This is a genomic window from Serratia sp. BNK-12 (assembly GCF_047456085.1).
Classification (GTDB): domain Bacteria; phylum Pseudomonadota; class Gammaproteobacteria; order Enterobacterales; family Enterobacteriaceae; genus Serratia; species Serratia liquefaciens.
The window spans coordinates 3720474-3736718 of the sequence record NZ_CP179896.1 but is presented as its reverse complement, the minus strand read 5'-3'; the positions used below and the strand labels follow the sequence as shown (position 1 = coordinate 3736718).

General features: G+C 56.8%; 18 protein-coding genes. 8 read left to right on the top strand and 10 right to left on the bottom strand.

Translation table 11 applies throughout. The features are described from left to right. Positions 1 to 86 precede the first annotated feature (86 nt). A complete protein-coding gene (locus tag ACMGG1_RS17365) occupies positions 87 to 1010 on the top strand; it encodes a bifunctional helix-turn-helix transcriptional regulator/GNAT family N-acetyltransferase (protein WP_041414322.1) in 924 nt (307 codons plus the stop codon). Between the two features lie 63 nt (positions 1011 to 1073). Here the strand turns inward: ACMGG1_RS17365 and bhsA (ACMGG1_RS17360) are convergent, their stop codons facing one another. Together bhsA (ACMGG1_RS17360) and bhsA (ACMGG1_RS17355) are read right to left on the bottom strand one after the other, a co-directional pair. Continuing rightward, positions 1074 to 1331 (bottom strand): multiple stress resistance protein BhsA, encoded by a 258-nt coding sequence (gene bhsA, locus ACMGG1_RS17360; protein ID WP_020825809.1) that lies wholly within the window; start codon positions 1329 to 1331, stop codon positions 1074 to 1076. 203 nt (positions 1332 to 1534) lie between these two features. Further along, positions 1535 to 1792: a multiple stress resistance protein BhsA gene (bhsA, locus tag ACMGG1_RS17355; RefSeq protein WP_020825810.1), complete on the bottom strand. Its 258-nt coding sequence runs from the start codon at positions 1790 to 1792 to the stop codon at positions 1535 to 1537. A 175-nt stretch (positions 1793 to 1967) separates the two neighbouring features. Between bhsA (ACMGG1_RS17355) and ACMGG1_RS17350 the strand changes: the two genes are divergently transcribed. Further along, complete coding sequence (locus ACMGG1_RS17350; RefSeq protein ID WP_128863966.1) at positions 1968 to 2612, top strand: TetR/AcrR family transcriptional regulator; 645 nt, start codon at positions 1968 to 1970, stop codon at positions 2610 to 2612. A gap of 51 nt (positions 2613 to 2663) precedes the next feature. On the opposite strand, the gene ACMGG1_RS17345 is transcribed toward ACMGG1_RS17350, so the two are convergent. The 5 genes from ACMGG1_RS17345 to ACMGG1_RS17325 all read right to left on the bottom strand — a co-directional run bounded on the left by ACMGG1_RS17345 (position 2664) and on the right by ACMGG1_RS17325 (position 6805). Beyond that, positions 2664 to 3485: a MetQ/NlpA family ABC transporter substrate-binding protein gene (locus ACMGG1_RS17345; RefSeq protein ID WP_414160897.1), complete on the bottom strand. Its 822-nt coding sequence runs from the start codon at positions 3483 to 3485 to the stop codon at positions 2664 to 2666. 17 nt (positions 3486 to 3502) lie between these two features. Next, positions 3503 to 4171, bottom strand: coding sequence for a methionine ABC transporter permease (locus ACMGG1_RS17340; RefSeq protein ID WP_020825813.1), 669 nt, complete (start codon positions 4169 to 4171; stop codon positions 3503 to 3505). After that, positions 4164 to 5189 (bottom strand): methionine ABC transporter ATP-binding protein, encoded by a 1026-nt coding sequence (locus ACMGG1_RS17335; RefSeq protein ID WP_020825814.1) that lies wholly within the window; start codon positions 5187 to 5189, stop codon positions 4164 to 4166. Before ACMGG1_RS17335 ends, ACMGG1_RS17340 begins: the two co-directional genes overlap by 8 nt. A gap of 252 nt (positions 5190 to 5441) precedes the next feature. Continuing rightward, on the bottom strand, positions 5442 to 5885 hold the full coding sequence (locus ACMGG1_RS17330) for an acetyltransferase (protein ID WP_020825815.1): 444 nt from the start codon (positions 5883 to 5885) through the stop codon (positions 5442 to 5444). A gap of 29 nt (positions 5886 to 5914) precedes the next feature. Next, positions 5915 to 6805: a LysR family transcriptional regulator gene (locus ACMGG1_RS17325; RefSeq protein ID WP_414160896.1), complete on the bottom strand. Its 891-nt coding sequence runs from the start codon at positions 6803 to 6805 to the stop codon at positions 5915 to 5917. Between the two features lie 120 nt (positions 6806 to 6925). Between ACMGG1_RS17325 and ACMGG1_RS17320 the strand changes: the two genes are divergently transcribed. From ACMGG1_RS17320 to ACMGG1_RS17305, 4 genes are all read left to right on the top strand, one after another. Then, positions 6926 to 7906, top strand: coding sequence for a quinone oxidoreductase family protein (locus tag ACMGG1_RS17320; RefSeq protein ID WP_262215393.1), 981 nt, complete (start codon positions 6926 to 6928; stop codon positions 7904 to 7906). A gap of 58 nt (positions 7907 to 7964) precedes the next feature. After that, positions 7965 to 8837: an oxygenase MpaB family protein gene (locus tag ACMGG1_RS17315; protein ID WP_130015955.1), complete on the top strand. Its 873-nt coding sequence runs from the start codon at positions 7965 to 7967 to the stop codon at positions 8835 to 8837. Positions 8838 to 9001: 164 nt separating this feature from the next. Then, positions 9002 to 10105, top strand: a complete 1104-nt coding sequence (locus tag ACMGG1_RS17310; RefSeq protein ID WP_129940112.1) for a suppressor of fused domain protein — start codon at positions 9002 to 9004, stop codon at positions 10103 to 10105. Between the two features lie 27 nt (positions 10106 to 10132). Continuing rightward, complete coding sequence (locus ACMGG1_RS17305) at positions 10133 to 10660, top strand: cysteine hydrolase family protein (RefSeq protein ID WP_020825820.1); 528 nt, start codon at positions 10133 to 10135, stop codon at positions 10658 to 10660. A 41-nt stretch (positions 10661 to 10701) separates the two neighbouring features. Here ACMGG1_RS17305 and ACMGG1_RS17300 read toward each other — a convergent pair whose 3' ends face one another. Both ACMGG1_RS17300 and ACMGG1_RS17295 read right to left on the bottom strand, forming a co-directional pair. Continuing rightward, positions 10702 to 11577 carry an NAD(P)-dependent oxidoreductase gene (locus ACMGG1_RS17300; RefSeq protein ID WP_414160895.1) on the bottom strand — a complete coding sequence of 292 codons (876 nt, stop codon included), beginning with the start codon at positions 11575 to 11577 and terminating at the stop codon, positions 10702 to 10704. Positions 11578 to 11658: 81 nt separating this feature from the next. Next, entirely contained in the window at positions 11659 to 12405 is a 747-nt protein-coding gene (locus tag ACMGG1_RS17295) for an SDR family NAD(P)-dependent oxidoreductase (RefSeq protein ID WP_414160894.1), read from the bottom strand. Positions 12406 to 12534: 129 nt separating this feature from the next. Between ACMGG1_RS17295 and ACMGG1_RS17290 the strand changes: the two genes are divergently transcribed. Both ACMGG1_RS17290 and trpS read left to right on the top strand, forming a co-directional pair. Beyond that, positions 12535 to 13470 carry a LysR family transcriptional regulator gene (locus ACMGG1_RS17290; protein ID WP_414160893.1) on the top strand — a complete coding sequence of 312 codons (936 nt, stop codon included), beginning with the start codon at positions 12535 to 12537 and terminating at the stop codon, positions 13468 to 13470. Positions 13471 to 13627: 157 nt separating this feature from the next. Further along, complete coding sequence (trpS, locus tag ACMGG1_RS17285) at positions 13628 to 14635, top strand: tryptophan--tRNA ligase (RefSeq protein ID WP_414160892.1); 1008 nt, start codon at positions 13628 to 13630, stop codon at positions 14633 to 14635. A gap of 43 nt (positions 14636 to 14678) precedes the next feature. Here trpS and ACMGG1_RS17280 read toward each other — a convergent pair whose 3' ends face one another. After that, positions 14679 to 16037 (bottom strand): MFS transporter, encoded by a 1359-nt coding sequence (locus ACMGG1_RS17280; RefSeq protein ID WP_046374184.1) that lies wholly within the window; start codon positions 16035 to 16037, stop codon positions 14679 to 14681. Positions 16038 to 16245: the final 208 nt, after the last annotated feature.

Here is a 16245-nt window from a genome sequence, read left to right as displayed (position 1 = left end):
TAAAAATCCGTTATGGTAATGAATATTAGGTAACACTATCAACTAAGTGAAGTGTTTTAGCGCTGGTACCAACGGGGACATTGATTGTGAACATCAGAGATTTCAGGGCATTGTCGCGCAACCTGGTCAGAGAACTGGGCATGCTGAATAAACAGAGTAACGGCAGCCGTTTTTCACCATTACAGATCCATATTCTGATTGAGATCAGCACGCTACCCCTGGGCGTGACCGAACTGGCCACCCGGTTGTGTATCGATAAGGCCAGTGCCAGCCGGGCGGTGCGTAGCCTGGTTGCCGCAGGCATGATTGAAGCGGTGGATTATCCGCACGATAAACGCCACAACCTGAATCAACTGACCCGTTTGGGCCGTAAAACGCTGGCGGCGATAGACACCAATGCCGATGGTTTTATGCAGGATGCATTGGCGCAGTTGGACGATGATGAGTTGGCTGCCACTACGGCCGCGATGAAAAAGATGACCTCGGCATTACGTAACGCACGTAAGCAGCGTGACGCCGCTTTGCGGGTTCGTCCGATAACCCAGGATGATGATGCCGCGATGGCGGGGATTATTTGCAACGTATTCCGCGAGTATGGCATGGATAAAATGGAAGGCGTTAGTCTGCACGATCCCGATTTGGATCGCCTGACCGGCGTTTACCAGGATAACGGCGGAAAATATTGGGTGCTGGAACAGGAAGGCCAGGTAGTGGGGGGCGTCGGCATTGCCCCTTTGGCGGGCGGTGACGTCGGTTACTGCGAGCTGCAAAAACTGTTTTTCAAACCCAGCGTACGCGGGTTAGGCATGGCGCGTTACATGGTGGTGCAGGCGCTGAAAGCGGCGCGGGCAGCGGGGTACCGCTACTGTTATCTGGAAACCACCGAGCAGTTGAAAGAGGCGCTGGGATTGTATTATGCGCTGGGTTTTACGCTGCTGACGGAAAGACGCGGCAATACCGGCCACCACGGCTGCAATATCTACCTGCTCAAGAATCTGCAAAGCGACTGAGCACCATCCATAAAACAAAAGGCGGCCCAAGGCCGCCTCTTTGCGCAATAGCTGATTCAGCCATTAATTGTAGATGATCGCAGTACCGTGCAGCTTGTTGTCGCCGGTAGTTGAGATGATCTGGAATGATTTAGCGCCTGCTTCATCCGCTTTGGCCGCCAGTTTGTTTTCCAGGCTGGTCAGGTCGGATGCACCGCTGACGGTGACTACGCCGGCTTTTTGCAGATCTGCCGGTTGAGCGTTAACCAAATCGGCGGCAAAGCTGCCGAATGAAGCGGTGGCCAGTGCGATGGCTGCGATGGTGATTTTCAGGTTTTTCATAGTCTTATTCCTATCTTTATATTCTGTATACGGTTTTGTCTGTTGGGTCGTTAAATTAATTAACGATCGATAATTTAATGTTAGACGCCTGTTCGACGCTTTGCAACTATTTTTTTAGTGTTCGTTAATTAATTTTTTCTGACAGCTTTTTGCTGGAAGGCCAAAAGCCGTAGCCACTCCAGCATTATTTAATCAACTTATTGTTATTTATAAATTAATGCGGTGCCGTGCAGTTGGTTGTTGCCGCCTGCGCCAACGATCTGGAACGATTTTGCCCCGGCTGCGTCAGCCTTGGCCGCCAAACCGGCTTCCAGAGCGGTGAGGTCTGAAGCTCCGCTGACGGTGATCACCCCAGCTTTCTGCTGATCTGCTGGTTGGCTGTTAACCAGATCGGCGGCGAAGCTGCCGAATGAAACAGAGGCCAGCGCAAGGGCTGCAAGCGTCATTTTTAAGTTTTTCATGATGTTAATTCCTGTTTTATCAACGTAAATGGGCGTATTTGAATTGGTTGTCGCTAATTACTTAACGATCGATAACTAAATGGTAATCTCTTCTCGACGAGAGCGCAATATTTTTTTATAATGACCGTTAATTTAATTAGCAAGCCCTGCTGCAGAGCGGGATAAGAGAGGGTCTATGAGCATCAATGAAGAAGTCTGCGCCAAAAAAACGCGTGGCAGACCGAAGCAGTTTGATCGCGACCGTGCGCTGGAAAGCGCACTCGATCTGTTCTGGCTGCATGGTTATGAATCCACCTCGATGGCCGATCTGGTCGAGGTGACCGGTGCCAAAGCGCCCACGCTGTATGCGGAGTTTGGCAATAAAGAAGGGTTGTTCCGCGCAGCGGTAGAGCGCTACCTGGAAAAATACACCACGTGCATCAACCAACGGCTGGAGCAGGATTTGCCGGTGGCGGACCTCGTCGAGGATTATGTGCGTTCTCTGGCGCAGCTGTTCACCGATCCGGAAAAACCGTCCGGCTGCCTGATGGTTTGTGCGTCCGCGGCGTTGTCGTCCTCTTCCGGTGATGTGGCCGAGATGCTGCGCAAAAAGCATCATATGCAGGAGGCCAGCCTGAAGGCTTGCTTCGACCGCAAGGTAGAACAGGGCGAACTGTTGGTGAAAACCGATACCGCGCTGCTGGCCAAATTTATCATTTGTACCATTGAGGGCATGTCGACTCAGGCACGCGAAGGCGCCAGCCGTGAAGATTTGTTGCGTTTGGTTGATGCGTTGATGCTGGTCTGGCCGCGCCTGAGTCAGGTGGGCAATAAGGTCTAAGCAGGGCACACGACAGGAATAAAGGCCGCATCGCTGCGGCCTTGGTCGATACTATTGGTTAACCGGGATCACCGCACCCTGGTATTTTTCGCGGATGAAATCCTGAATCGCCTTGGAGTGCAGCACCTTCACCAGCGCAACAATTTCCGGCTTGTTCACGTCGGCCTTGTGCACGGTGATGATGTTGGCATAAGGGTTGTTTTCGCCGCTTTCCACCGCAATCGGGTCTTTGGTCGGGTTCAACCCGGCGTCGATGGCGTAGTTGGCGTTAATCACCACCGCATCGCCCTCGTCGTTGTTGTACATCTGCGGCAGCAGTGCACCTTCCACATTGGCCTGGAACTTCAGGTGTTTCGGGTTTTCCGCCACGTCAGAAATGCGCGCATCCACCTTGCTCACGCCCGGCTTCAGTTTAATCACGCCCTCTTTTTCAAAGATCGACAAAATACGACCTTCTTCCGCCACCGCGTCACGCATGATGATTTTGCCGTTGTCCGGTAAATCCTTCAGGCTTTTGTACTTCTTGGAGTAAATACCGATAGGTTCGATATGGATAGCGCCGGCGCTGACAAAGTCGTAGCTCTTGTCGTCGGCATGATCCTTAAGCACCGAATTCAGGTAAGGCACGTGTTGGAAATAGTTGGCGTCAATATCGTGGCTGGCCAGCGCGGTGTTCGGCAGGATGTAGTCCTGGAAAGGTTTGATCACCAGATCTATGCCTTCCTTCGCCAGAATCGGTTTGGCCTGCTCGAGGATTTCCGCGTGCGGCACGTTAGATGCGCCGACCACCAGCTTGGTTTCCGCCGAGGCACCCAAAGAGGCCAAGGCGGTCAGTGAGGCGAAAGCCAGCATCATAATTTGTTTTTTCATCATCATTATTCCCTGGTTATTTATCGTTTATCGAGCGTGGTTGTAAGGGTGTCGCCAATGAACTGGATAACGAAAACGATCAATAAAATCGTCAGCGTTGCGGCCAGCGTCACGTCACCGTGGTTGCGTTGAAAACCTTCCAGATAGGCCAGATTGCCCAGCCCGCCTGCGCCAATCACCCCGGCCATTGCGGTGTAGCTCACCAGCGCGATCAGGGTAACGGTAATGCCTGAAACCAGTGCCGGTGAGGATTCCGGCAGCAGCACGCGGAAGATAATGGTGCTGGTTTTGGCGCCCATCGATCGCGCCGCCTCAATCACTCCTTTGTCGACTTCGCGCAGGCCAATCTCGACCAATCGGGCGTAGAACGGTGCCGCGCCGACGATTAGCGCCGGCAATGCCGCATCGGCGCCCAGAATGGTGCCGATCAACGTCTTGGTGAACGGGATCAACAACACGATCAGAATGATGAAAGGAATGGAGCGGAACACGTTGACCAGCACTGAAATCAGCGAATAGACGGCCCGGTTTTGCAGCAGCTGACCGCGGGAGGTCAGGAACAGCAACACCCCGAGGACGATGCCGAGTACCAGCGTCGCCAAACCGGCGATCCCGGTCATATACAGGGTTTCCCAGGTGGCGTTCAACAACGAATCAAGACGCAGGTGAGGGAACAGTGACTCAAGCATGTTTAATGACCTCAACGGCGATCTGTTGCTCTTTCAACAGCTTCAGCATGCTGTCGATTTGCAGGTCGTTGCCTTCGACGTGAATGTAAAGTTCGCCAAAGGAACCATTCAGGGTTTGACTGATTTTGCCGTGCAGAATGTTGATACTTACCTTGTAACGCAGGATAACGTCGGAAATTACCGCCTGATGGGTCTGCACGCCGACAAACGTCAGCTTGAAAATCGCGCCCGACAGATGTTGGCTCAACAGCGGATTGAAGCTTTCCTCGGTTTCCTGATATTGCGAAACCTGTTTGACGAACTGTTGGGTGATCGGCTGTTGCGGCCGGGTGAACACGTCAATCACCGGGCCTTCCTCAACGATGCGACCGTTTTCCATCACTGCCACCCGGTGGCAAATTTTGCGCACGACGTGCATTTCATGGGTGATCAGCACAATGGTCAGGTTCAGCTTGCGATTGATGTCCAGCAGCAAATCGAGAATCGAGTCTGTGGTTTGAGGGTCGAGCGCCGAAGTGGCCTCATCGCACAGCAGAACCCCCGGATTATTGGCCAGCGCGCGGGCGATGCCGACGCGCTGTTTTTGTCCGCCGCTCAACTGCGACGGATAAGCATCTTCGCGGCCCTGCAGCCCAACCAGTGCGACCAGCTCCGCCACTCGCGGTTTAATCTGTGCTTTGGGCACGCCGGCGATTTGCATGGAAAAAGCAATGTTCTGACTGACGGTGCGTGACCACAGCAGGTTGAAGTGTTGAAACACCATGCTGATTTTCAACCGCGCCTGGCGCAAGGCGTTGCCTTCGGCTCCGGCGATATCGAAACCTTCAACCTGAATGCTGCCGCTGCTGGGCGTTTCCAGCCCGTTCAGCAGGCGGATCAGCGTGCTTTTACCGGCGCCGCTGTAGCCGATGATGCCGTAGATTTGCCCGGCCTCGACCGTCAGGTTGACGTCATCCACTGCGACAACGCGGCCCTGTGCGCTGTCAAAAGTTTTGCAAACGTTCGAAAGAACGATCATAGAGAAGCGAATCCTTATTTAATACATCACAGAATTCCGTCCGGAGCGCGTCACGCCGGAAAGGGATCGGCTTCTTGGGATAAGGGCAGACGGAACCTCTGTTGCTGGGTGAATACGGGCCAATCCTACCGGGGGTTTATAGTGACAGGAAGAATGTAAATTCTATTAGTTATTCTGATTTGGTATATCAAGTGATGAGCGGAAGTGATGGTAAAACGACGGCCAAGGCAGACCATGGCCGAGGGGTTGGCGTTAGCGTTTGGCGAGCTTCATGTGCAGCAGCGGGAAAGGGTTGCCCTGGCCGTCGAGCGCGGAACGCCCGGTGATTTCAAACCCGTAGTGGCGGTAAAAACCACTGGCCTGCGGGTTCTGTTCATTGACGTCCAGCTGCAACTCGTTATGCAAGGTTTCCGCATGCTCCAGCAGTGCTTTGCCGACGCCCTTACCGCGCTGATCCTGATCGATAAACAGCATTTCCACTTTGTTGCCGCTCAGTCCGATAAAACCGCAGGGCTGGCCGGTGCCGTCCACGGCAACCCAAACGTTGACCGCAGGCAGGTAATCGTTCAGCACCAACGGATAGAGTTTGGCGATGTCTTCTTCGGTAAGAAAATGGTGGGTAGCGCGTACCGAACGCTGCCAAATCTCCACCAGTTGCGCATTGTCTTCTGCCGCGCGAGCTCGGATAGTGAACATGGTAACTCCCGTATTTGGACTCATTTATTTTAAACCCGGCCCCACAGTCTGGCTACGGTCAGGGCGATAAAGGCTTCCAGCTTGGCGGATTGCCGCCTTTCGGGCAGATAGACCAGGTGCATCGGGCGCGGCAGTGGTGAATACTCCGGCAGTACCCGGATCAATCTGCCGGCGGCGATATCTTCATCCAGCAACAGAGTGGCATGCAGCGCGATGCCAAAATCCGCCAATGCCGCCCGGCGTACCCCTTCACCGGAGTCCATTCTCAATCGAGGCCTGACCGGTACGCTGATCTCTCCCGGCGGCCCCAACAGCCGCCAAAAGTGGTTGCCATTCCACTGGCTGAAACCAAAGCAGCAGTGTGCGCTGAGCTGCTCCGGCCGTGTGGGTTCACCGTGCTGTGCCAGATAATCCGGCGAGGCAGCCAGCGTCATGCGGTAATCGGGCAGGGCGCGCGCCACCAGGCCGTCGTCCGCCACCGGCCCGATGCGAAACGCGGCCTCGTAGCCTTCTTCGATCAAATCCACCTTGCGATCCGACAGCACCACTTCCGCTTCCACCTCCGGGTGCCGTTGCAGGAACTCGGTCAGTATCGGTGTCAGAACGCGGTTGCCGAAGGTGACCGGCGCGCTGATGCGCAACAGCCCGCTCGGGGAGCTTAACAGCGCCCGCGCACTGGCTTCGGCCGCGTCGGCATCGGCCAGCAGTCGGCGGCAGCGTTCGTAAAACACCCGACCGGCCTCGGTCAGCCCCTGGCGGCGGGTAGTACGATTAAGCAGCGGCGCATTCAACCGTTGTTCCAGAGCGCGAATGTGTTTGCCAACCATGGTCGGTGAAATAGCCATCTCTTCGGCGGCGGCGACGAAGCTGCCTTTTTCCACCACCCGCACAAACACCGCCATGCTGGTTAATCGATCCATTATAAACCCCTGGTGTTTTCTGAATGCTTTTTAGGCCACTGTTGCCGAGTATAGCGCTTTGCGATAATCAATCTATCGACCGTCAGTGTGTTATTGGCGGAAATTTTCCGGAGTGGCGACATGCAGGCATTAGCGTTTGAACAATTTGGCGGGCCGGACGTGCTCGAATACCTTGAGCTGCCGACGCCGGCTGTACCTGCGGGTGCGGTACAGGTACGCATGGGGGCCGCCGGGCTGAATTTTGCCGATATCTATCGCCGTAAGGGCAATTACGTGCTGCACGGCAATCCCCCTCATATTGGCGGTTACGAAGGGGTTGGGACCATCATTGCCTTGGGTGAGGGCGTTCAGGGGTGGCAACTCGGAGAGCGGATTGGTTTCGCTGACGTACCTTTTTGTCATGCCACTCGCATCAATGTGCCGGTGGAGCACGCGCTGCGTCTGCCGCAGGCATTGAGCGACGTTGAAGCCGCCTCTATTTTGCTGCAGGGGCTGACGGCGCAGTACCTGATCAATGACAGCGTTCAGGTCAAGGCGGGCGATCGCGCCCTGGTGCATGCCGCCGCCGGCGGTGTCGGACAGATCCTTACCCGGATGCTGGTGGCGCGTGGCGCGCAGGTTTACGCCGTTGTCTCTTCGGCGCATAAACAGCAGATTGCGTTAAACAACGGTGCGGTGGCGGCCTTCACTTATCAGCAGGATTGGGTCACGCAGATTGCCGCTCTGACCGACGGCGGCGTTGAGTACGGTTTTGACTCCGTGGGCATCACCCTGCAACAAAGCATCGACGCGCTGCGCCCCGGCGGTCGGGTGGTCACCTTCGGCATGGCCGGGGGCGAGGCACCGGCGATCTCTGCCTATCAGCTGATGATGGATTCCAAAGGCGTAGTGGGGGGCGATCTCTGGACTTACCTCAATAACGCAGAGGCGCGACGTACGCGGGCCGAGCGTCTGTTCAGCAGTTGGCAGAATGGCGAGTTTGCTATTCCGTACATCGAAACCTTCCCGCTCAAAGAGGGGGCGGCGGCGCACCGTCGCCTGGAAGATCGCAGCTTTGCCGGTAAAATTGTGCTGCTCAACGATAGCGACCCGCGGAGTTAAAAGCCGTATTTCGCTTCATGTTACACTGGCCGCCAGAAGCTAAACGGGGCCAGTCAGGATGGAAGTGATACGCGCAGCGATAGAAAAACAGGTCATCAGCCTGACCGGGCTGGCGCTCGGCGGCATTGATTTTGAAAATCCGCCGGGGGATCCGGGCCTGTTCGGCCCGCAGTCGGTTATCTGGCAGGTGCACAACGATTTTACCTCGATGCTGTGCGGGGGCGTCAGCGCCTTGCTGATGCAAATGCTGCACCCGCTGGCGTTGGCGGGAGTGTGGGATCATTCCAACTTTCGTGAAGATATGCTCGGCCGCCTGCGCCGTACCAGCCAGTTTGTCTCCGTCACCACTTTTGGCCCCACCGCCGAAGCCGAACGCCTGATTGCCAAAGTCAAAGCTATTCACCTGCAGGTCAACGGCGTCAGCAGCGACGGCAGGCCTTACGCCGCCAGCGATCCTGAGTTGCTTACCTGGGTGCACGTGGTGGAAAGCAGTCGTTTTTTGGCCAGCCATTTACGCTACCGCAACCCGTCTCTTCCCCGTGAAAAGCAGGACCAATATTACCGTGAGGCTGCACGCGTAGCCGCAGCCTTGGGGGCGGAAGAAATCCCAACCTCCTGCACGGCGGTAGAGGAGTATCTGCAACGGATGCGTCCGCAATTGGTGTGCGATGAGCGCACGCGGGAAGTCGCGCGTATTCTGCTGGCCGCGCCGGCTCCCAGCGCATTGGCCCGGCCTTTTGGCGCTTTAGTGATGCACGCGGGTATCGACCTGCTGCCTGACTGGGCGCAACAACAGTTTGATTTTCATCCCGGAAACTTACGCCGCCGCCTGGTGCGCACCGGTGCAGGGGGCGTCGGTAAAGTGCTGCGCGCCTCAATGCGTAATGGTTCATATCAGCGTGCGCTGCGCCGAATTAACCGACAGGCCTGAATCGGCGCAGACTATAATTCTTACCAATAACCCGATGTTTCGGGGCACTTTTGAGACTTTTACGGGTGATCCGAGCGGTAATGCGCTTTACACTGGATAAAAGCCAATTTCCATTTTATTTAGCGTGCAGCATTATTCTGCGCCTTGAGCCTATTTGAGGTTATATGAACGAGTCACACGTACTTGCTGAAGTCAGTAATGAGAACCAGACGCTGGTCGCGGTGGTTCAGCAAGATCACCGGGCTGCTTATTTTTATATTTACCCTACAGAAGAAAATAGCGAGCGTTTTCAGGTGCGCGCTTGCTGGCTGCGTAACCTGGCCGCTGCGCCGCAGCAGGAAGACAGCGCGGCACTGGCGCTGGGGCAGCCACCGATGCTGGCGGCCGAGTTTTGCCGCAATCTGGAAGGGGAAGCGCCGCTGAACCCGGAAGGGCTGACGGTGGTTTGGACCGAGAGCGACGACGGCGCGGCACTGTGGTATTACGGTCAATTGCTGGCGGTGATCCCCGGCTGGAGCCTGTATATCGACCATTCGGTATGTTATTCCGCCAGCTGCATTAAAGAGAGCCCGCTGGCTTATCCGCTCGGTTCCGCTTCCACCAATACCCAGTATGCACTGGCGGAAAGTACCCGTCAGTTCTGGCGCAGTTGGCAGCGGGAGGAAGGGAATCCCTGGCCCAAGATGCAGAGCGATTATCAGGCGCATTACGAGCAGCATTTTGGCCCCTCGGTGAAATACTACGCCATCGATCAGGGCAAGTGGCCGCCGATGGCGATCACTCAGCATGAACGCGACGGCATCTACTATTTCCTTACCCTGGGTGTCAGCATCCGGCCGATGCCGTGGGTAGAGATCCTGTTTAACGACGACGCCTCCCGCTATCGCCGTATGGAAATGGGTATCGCCATCGACGGTCAATACATGACCGAGGAAAATGCGATACAGATGGCCAGCGCGTTGGCCGGTTTCGCCCACGTGCCTTGGTCAAAAATCACCTGGTTTGGCGAAGGGCATACCCTGGAGTCCGAAGTGGCGCCTCAGGGCTATGAGGGCTACGTGCTGTCTTCCTCGTTTTATCCGTATCACGAGCATCTGAGCTTGCCGAAACAGTATGGCGATCCGGTCAATATTTTCTGGGCCAGCCCGGTATTTGAAGCCGAGCGTCTGCTGGCGCATGCGACGCCGAATGGGGGTCACGAGTTGGTTAACAAACTGCGTGAGCAGGGCGTTGACCATATCTTCCGCCCGCGTCAGCCGGTATGCTGAGACGGAATTTATTCTCTGGAGCCAATCATGAAGTCAGCGCTGTTGGTTATTGATGTGCAGAAAGGGTTGTTTACACCGCCGCCGGCGGATGCCGAAGCGACGATCGATCGCATTAACACCCTGAGCGCCGCTGCCCGTCAGGCCGGCGTGCCGGTGATTTTCATTCAGCATCAAACGCAGCATGATGAGTTGGCGCACGGCAGTGACGCCTGGCAACTTGATCCCGGTTTGCAGGTAAAGGCCGGCGATCATCGGGTAGAGAAAACCACGCCGGACTCATTCCTGCGTACCGGATTGGGGCCGCTGTTGATTGCGAACGGTATCTCGCATCTGGTGGTTTGCGGCTATTCCACCGAATTTTGCGTGGATACCACCACTCGCCGCGCCGCCGCTCTGGGTTACCCGGTGACGCTGGCGGCCGATGCGCATACCAGCCACGACAAAGCGCATGCCTCCGGCCTGCAGATCCGCGCCCATCACAACGCTACACTGTCGAATATCGAAAGCTTTGGTGTCCTGATCGACGCACTGCCAACGGCAGAAATTCGTTTCTGACGGCCAAATAAAAAGCCCGGAGCGATCCGGGCCTATCAGGATTACTTCAATCCGGCTCTGCGTGCCGCCACTTTGGCCAACGCCGACCAATCCAAATCTGCGTCGCCTTGCGCCACCGCGTCGAGGAAGTTGTCCTTCAGCACGCTGGCGAACGGCATTGGCGTGTGGCTGTTGGCGCCGGCCTCCAGCGCCAGGCCGACGTCTTTCATCCCCAGGCTTAATTTAAAACCCGCAGGTTCAAACTTTTCTTCGGCGATCAACCCTCCATAACCCTTGTAAGCCGGAGAGGCAAACAGGGTACTGGTGAGCATGTGCAGATAATCCGCGCCGGAAACGCCGTAGTTGCGCACCAGAGCACTGCCTTCCGCCATCGCCTCAATGGCGCTGGCCAACGTGAAATTGGCGGCGATTTTAACGATGTTGGCCTGTTCGGGCTGGTCGCCAAAATGCCAGGTCTGCTGGCCGAGCACCTCAAACAGCGGCTGCACCTTGGCGAGCAACAGCGGATCGCCCGCCGCCAGAATATTCAGCTTGCCGGCTGCGGCTACGTCCATCCGCCCCAACACCGGTGCGGCGATATAACCGACGTTGCGCTCCGCGTGCAGCAACGCCAGCCGTTTGGCCAACGCCACCGAGACCGTCGCCATATTGATGTGAATCGCTCCCGCCCGCAGCTGTTGCAGCAGCCCGCTTTCCACCACTACCTGCTCGGTGGCGGCATCGTTGGCCAGCATGGTGATCAGTACGTCCACCTCCGCCAGTTCTTCCGGCTGCCGAGCCTGCACGGCCCCGGCGCTCACCAAAGGCTGTGCTGCCTGGGGCGAACGGTTCCATACCTTTACCCCATAGCCAGCCTGCAACAGGTTGGCGGCCATCGCGCTGCCCATACCGCCCAGGCCGGCAAATCCGATCTTCATATCGCGTTCCTTTTCTCAGGTTATCTTCCTTCACCCTAACGCGACGCTCGGAGAACGCAAATGGCGGAATGTAACGCTTTCTTAACCGACCCGCGCCCCCCCGTTAATCGAGGTAACGGTTCCGGTGATGAAAGAGGCCTCTTTCGAAGCCAGCCACAGCGCGGCGCTGGCGATATCCTCTACCCGGCCGGTGCGCCCCATCGGCGTTTCGGCCGCGATGGCGTCAATGCGATCCTGCGGCAAACCGGTACCGAAAAAGCGAGTATCGGCGATAAAGCCCGGCGCAATGGCGTTAACCGTGATGCCTGCTTCGCCCAGTTCGCGTGCCAGGCTGAGGGTAAAACCTTGCACGCCGGCCTTGGCGGCGGAGTAGCCCAGAGCACCGGCACTGTCGCTGCCGCATTGGGCGGCGATCGAACTCAGGTTGATGATGCGACCGCCCGGTTTACGTAGATGCGGCAACATCGCCAACGTAAACAAAAAGGTACTTTTCAGGTTTCCGTCGATCACCGCGTCCCATTCCTGCTCGGCCTGCGCCAGGGGCGTATCGGCGGCAATCACCCGGGTAAAACCGGCGTTGTTGATCAGCACATCCAAAGTGCCCAGATCGGCGGCCAATTGGGCGGCCACTTCTTCCACCGCGCCACGTTGGCTCAAGTCCGCCGCATAATAGCGGGTGCCGTGGCCAATTTGCTGCGCCGCCTGTTGCAGGCGTTTAGGGTTACGCGCCACGATGGCGATGCGGTAATCCTGTTGTGCCAGTTGCTGGGCGATGGCCAGTCCAATACCGCTGGATCCGCCGGTAATCACCGCTGTACGTTGCGTCATAGCTGATTCTCCTGTGCCCGTGGTCCACGCCGGAATGGCGCAGCACTTGAGGGTTCGGAAAGTATTGGCTTTCGCTATCGATACATCCAATACTCTATCTATGCTTCCAAAATACGAAAAAGGTATCACGTGATTGAGCTACGCCAACTGCGGCAATTTGTCGCCGTCGCCGAAGAGATGAGCTTTCACCGCGCCGCCGAGCGTTTGCACATGGCGCAGCCGCCGTTGACGGCCGCCATCAGAAAGATTGAGCAGGAGCTGGGTGTCCCCTTGCTGGAACGCGGCAATCGGATCACGCGCATCACCGAGGCTGGGCAGGTGTTTCTGATCGAGGCGCGGCGGACCTTGGCGCAGTTTGAGCGCACCCTTGGCAATACCCGACGTGCGGCGCGTGGCCTGACGGAATCGCTACGGTTGACCTTTGTCGATAGCACGGTCAATGCCCTGCTGCCGGGGATCCTGCGCCAGTTTCGTCAGGCGCACCCGCAGGCGGAGTTCCATTTGCAGGAGGCCACCACCGCCGAACAGCTGATCGCGCTGCGCGACGATCGCGCCGATATCGGTATGGTGGTCCTGCCGATAGCGCCGCAGGATGAGCTGCAGATTCTACCTTTTTTACAGGATCGCATGGTGCTGGCGCTGCCGGATCACCACCCTTTGGCGACGCAACGGCAAGTGACGCTGAGCGATTTGGCCGATCAGCCCTGGGTGCTGTTTCCGGCACATTATGGGCTGGGGATGCACGCGGCGATTTTGCAGGCCTGTGCGGTAGCGGGGTTCAGCCCGCGTATCGTGCAGGAAGCTCGGCAGATGCAAACCATCGGCGGGCTGGTGGCCGGTGGGGTGGGGATTGCACTGATGCCGGCTCTGTTTGCGGTACTGAAATCACCCGGCGTGGTGTTCCGCGAACTGAGTGGCGCAGGTAGCCCGGTGCCCTATACGTTGGCGCTGGCGTTACGCACCCCTTCACCGCTGATCGAGACATTTTGTCGTATCGCCGGCGAACAGGCGGCGGCCTGGCAGCGTGCGGTTATTGACAACCGGCGCAGTGGGGGGATACCTTAAAAGCATGAATATGCCGATGCACTCCACTCACAGCCAGTCTTGGTGGCGCCTCCTCTGAAGGCGGCACGGGTATTCACACCTCTTTTCAATGCCGCCGGTTCTGGCGGCATTTTTATTGCGTTGATCCGGTGGTGTATTTACTTTCAGGAGCAATGCAATGAGCTACACCATTTTGACCGGCGATCGCGCCACCGGATCCCTGCATTTAGGCCACTACGTCGGATCCTTGCGCCAGCGCGTTGAGCTGCAACAACAGCATCAGCAAACGGTGCTGGTCGCGGACCTGCAGGGGCTGACCGATAACGGCAACAATCCGCAAAAAATCAGCGCCAACGTGCTGAATCTGGTCGCCGACTACCTGGCGGTCGGCATCGATCCGCAGAAAACCACGATTTGCCTGCAATCCGCGCTGCCGGCGCTGGCTGAGCTGACCATATATTATCTCAATCTGGTCAGCGTGGCACGGCTGGAGCGCAACCCCACAGTGAAAAGCGAAATTATCGAAAAAGACTTTTCCCGCAGCTTGCCGGCCGGTTTTCTGGTTTACCCGGTCAGCCAGGCGGCGGACATCACCGCATTTGGCGCGACCCACGTGCCGGTTGGTGACGATCAGCTACCAATGCTGGAGCAGACCAACGAGATCGTGCGGCGTTTTAATCGCATCGTTGGCAGACCGGTACTGACGGAATGCCAGCCGTTGTTGAGCAACGTCGGCCGCCTGCCGGGGCTGGATGGGCAGGGCAAGATGTCGAAATCGCGCGGCAACACCATTACTCTGGGCGCCGATGCCGAGCAGGTGCACAAGGCGGTGATGAGCATGTTTACCGATCCTGGTCACCTGAACGTTAAGGATCCCGGCCGCGTGGAGGGCAATATGGTGTTCACCTATCTGGATGCTTTCTGTGAGGATGCCGATCTGGTTGCCGATCTGAAGGCGCATTATCGTCGTGGCGGGCTGGGGGACATGAAAATCAAACGCCTGTTGGAAGATTGCCTGCAAAGCCTGCTGGAGCCAATTCGTACCCGTCGGGCCGAGTATCTGGCCGACAAGGGCGAGCTGTTGCGTATTCTGCAGCAGGGCACCCAGCGTGCCGATAAGATCAGCAAGCAGACGCTGGCACAGGTGAAAGGCGCGTTGGGGCTGGATTTCTTTAGCCTGTGTTGAACGCACGCCCTCAATCGTGGGAGAGGGCGGCGGAGTGAAATCCTTAGGCGGCGCTGTCAACGATCGGGTGTTTAACCACGAAGATATACGACAGTGCACCTATCAGGGTGAAGCAGGAACAGAGGATGAGCGCCAGGTTGAAAGAGTGGGTGGTATCGAGGATCCAGCCGGTGACCACCGGCGCGAACGAAGCGAAGATAAAGCTGGCGAAGTTTTGAATGCTGCCGACGGAGGCCGTCATGCGCGAGGTTACCGCCACGTGGATCAGGCCCCAGCAGGAGGTGCCGGCAAAGTGGATACAAAACAGCGCCATGCCGATCAACAACACCGCGCTGTAGGTGGTGGTAGCCTGGGCAACCACGGCGGTAAAGGAAGCGGACAGCAGCATGCCGGCCACAATGCAAATTTTGCGGCTTTTCAGCGGTGCCATTCCGCGCCGAACCAAAAAGTCGGTGACGAAACCGTTCGACAACATACCGGCGGCGCCAAACAGGAAGGGGATGGCACTCATTAGCCCGGTGCTTTTCAGGTCCAGATGGTAAGTGGTTTGCAGGTAACCCGGCAGCCAGGCCAGATACAGCCAGGCGGTGTAGTTGATGCCGCTAAAGCCGATCATCATGCCCCACATGGTGCGGTTTTTGAATAGCCCACGCCACTCGCGAAAGTTCATCGGTTCAGGCCGCGCGCTGACGCTACCGGCGTTCAGATAGGCCTGTTCCTGAGCACTCAGGCTGACGTCCTGCCGGTTGCGGTACAGCATGTACCAGCCGATCGACAGGGCGATCCCCAACACGCCGATGGTGATGAACATACCGCGCCAGCCGAAGGCCAGCATCATGGCCGTGAGGATTGGCGGGCTGATCGCCAGCCCGATGGTCGAAGCGGCATTGAAAATGCCCATGGGCATGCCACGATCTTTAATGTTGAACCAGTCATTGATCACCTTTACGCCGCACGGATTCATTGGCGCTTCGCCGATCCCCAGCCCGATACGTACCCAGATAAACTGGGTGAAGTTATGGATCATGCCGGACAGCGTTTGAAACAGCGACCAGACAAACATCCCGATCCCCAGCATCAGACGTGGGCCTTTTCGATCCAACAGCGGCCCGCAGGGCAGTTGGGCGATGCCGTAGGCCAATGAAAAAGCCGACAGCAGCAAGCCGATTTCGGTACCGCTCAGCCCCATTTCTTCCCGAATGGTGGAGTTCGCCACTGAGAGCGAGCTGCGATCGAGAAAATTGATTATTGCCGCCAGAAATAGCAACAACATGGCCGTAGTTTGGATTTTTTTAATTTTTGCCGAGCGGACTAACATGCCCTCCGGTGGCATAGGAATTATGTTATCGGAATAGGGATCCGTTTGTGGTTTTCCGCTATCGACGGTATGGGTTCTTTCCATCTTTCTTTGCCTCCAGAATTTCGCATTAATAATATTTATTATTCCGGGTATTCCCCTGGGAAGTGCATTAGCAGGTGGTCGGCAGTAAGCCTAGTGGGCGAAATGGGGTTGGCGGTGTGTTTTGTCGCGGTTCCGTGCAGCAGCCAATATTTTGCTGCTTTTTATCGGTTTTAAATGCTGTGGGGGTGTTTTTTATCAATAAAGAGCG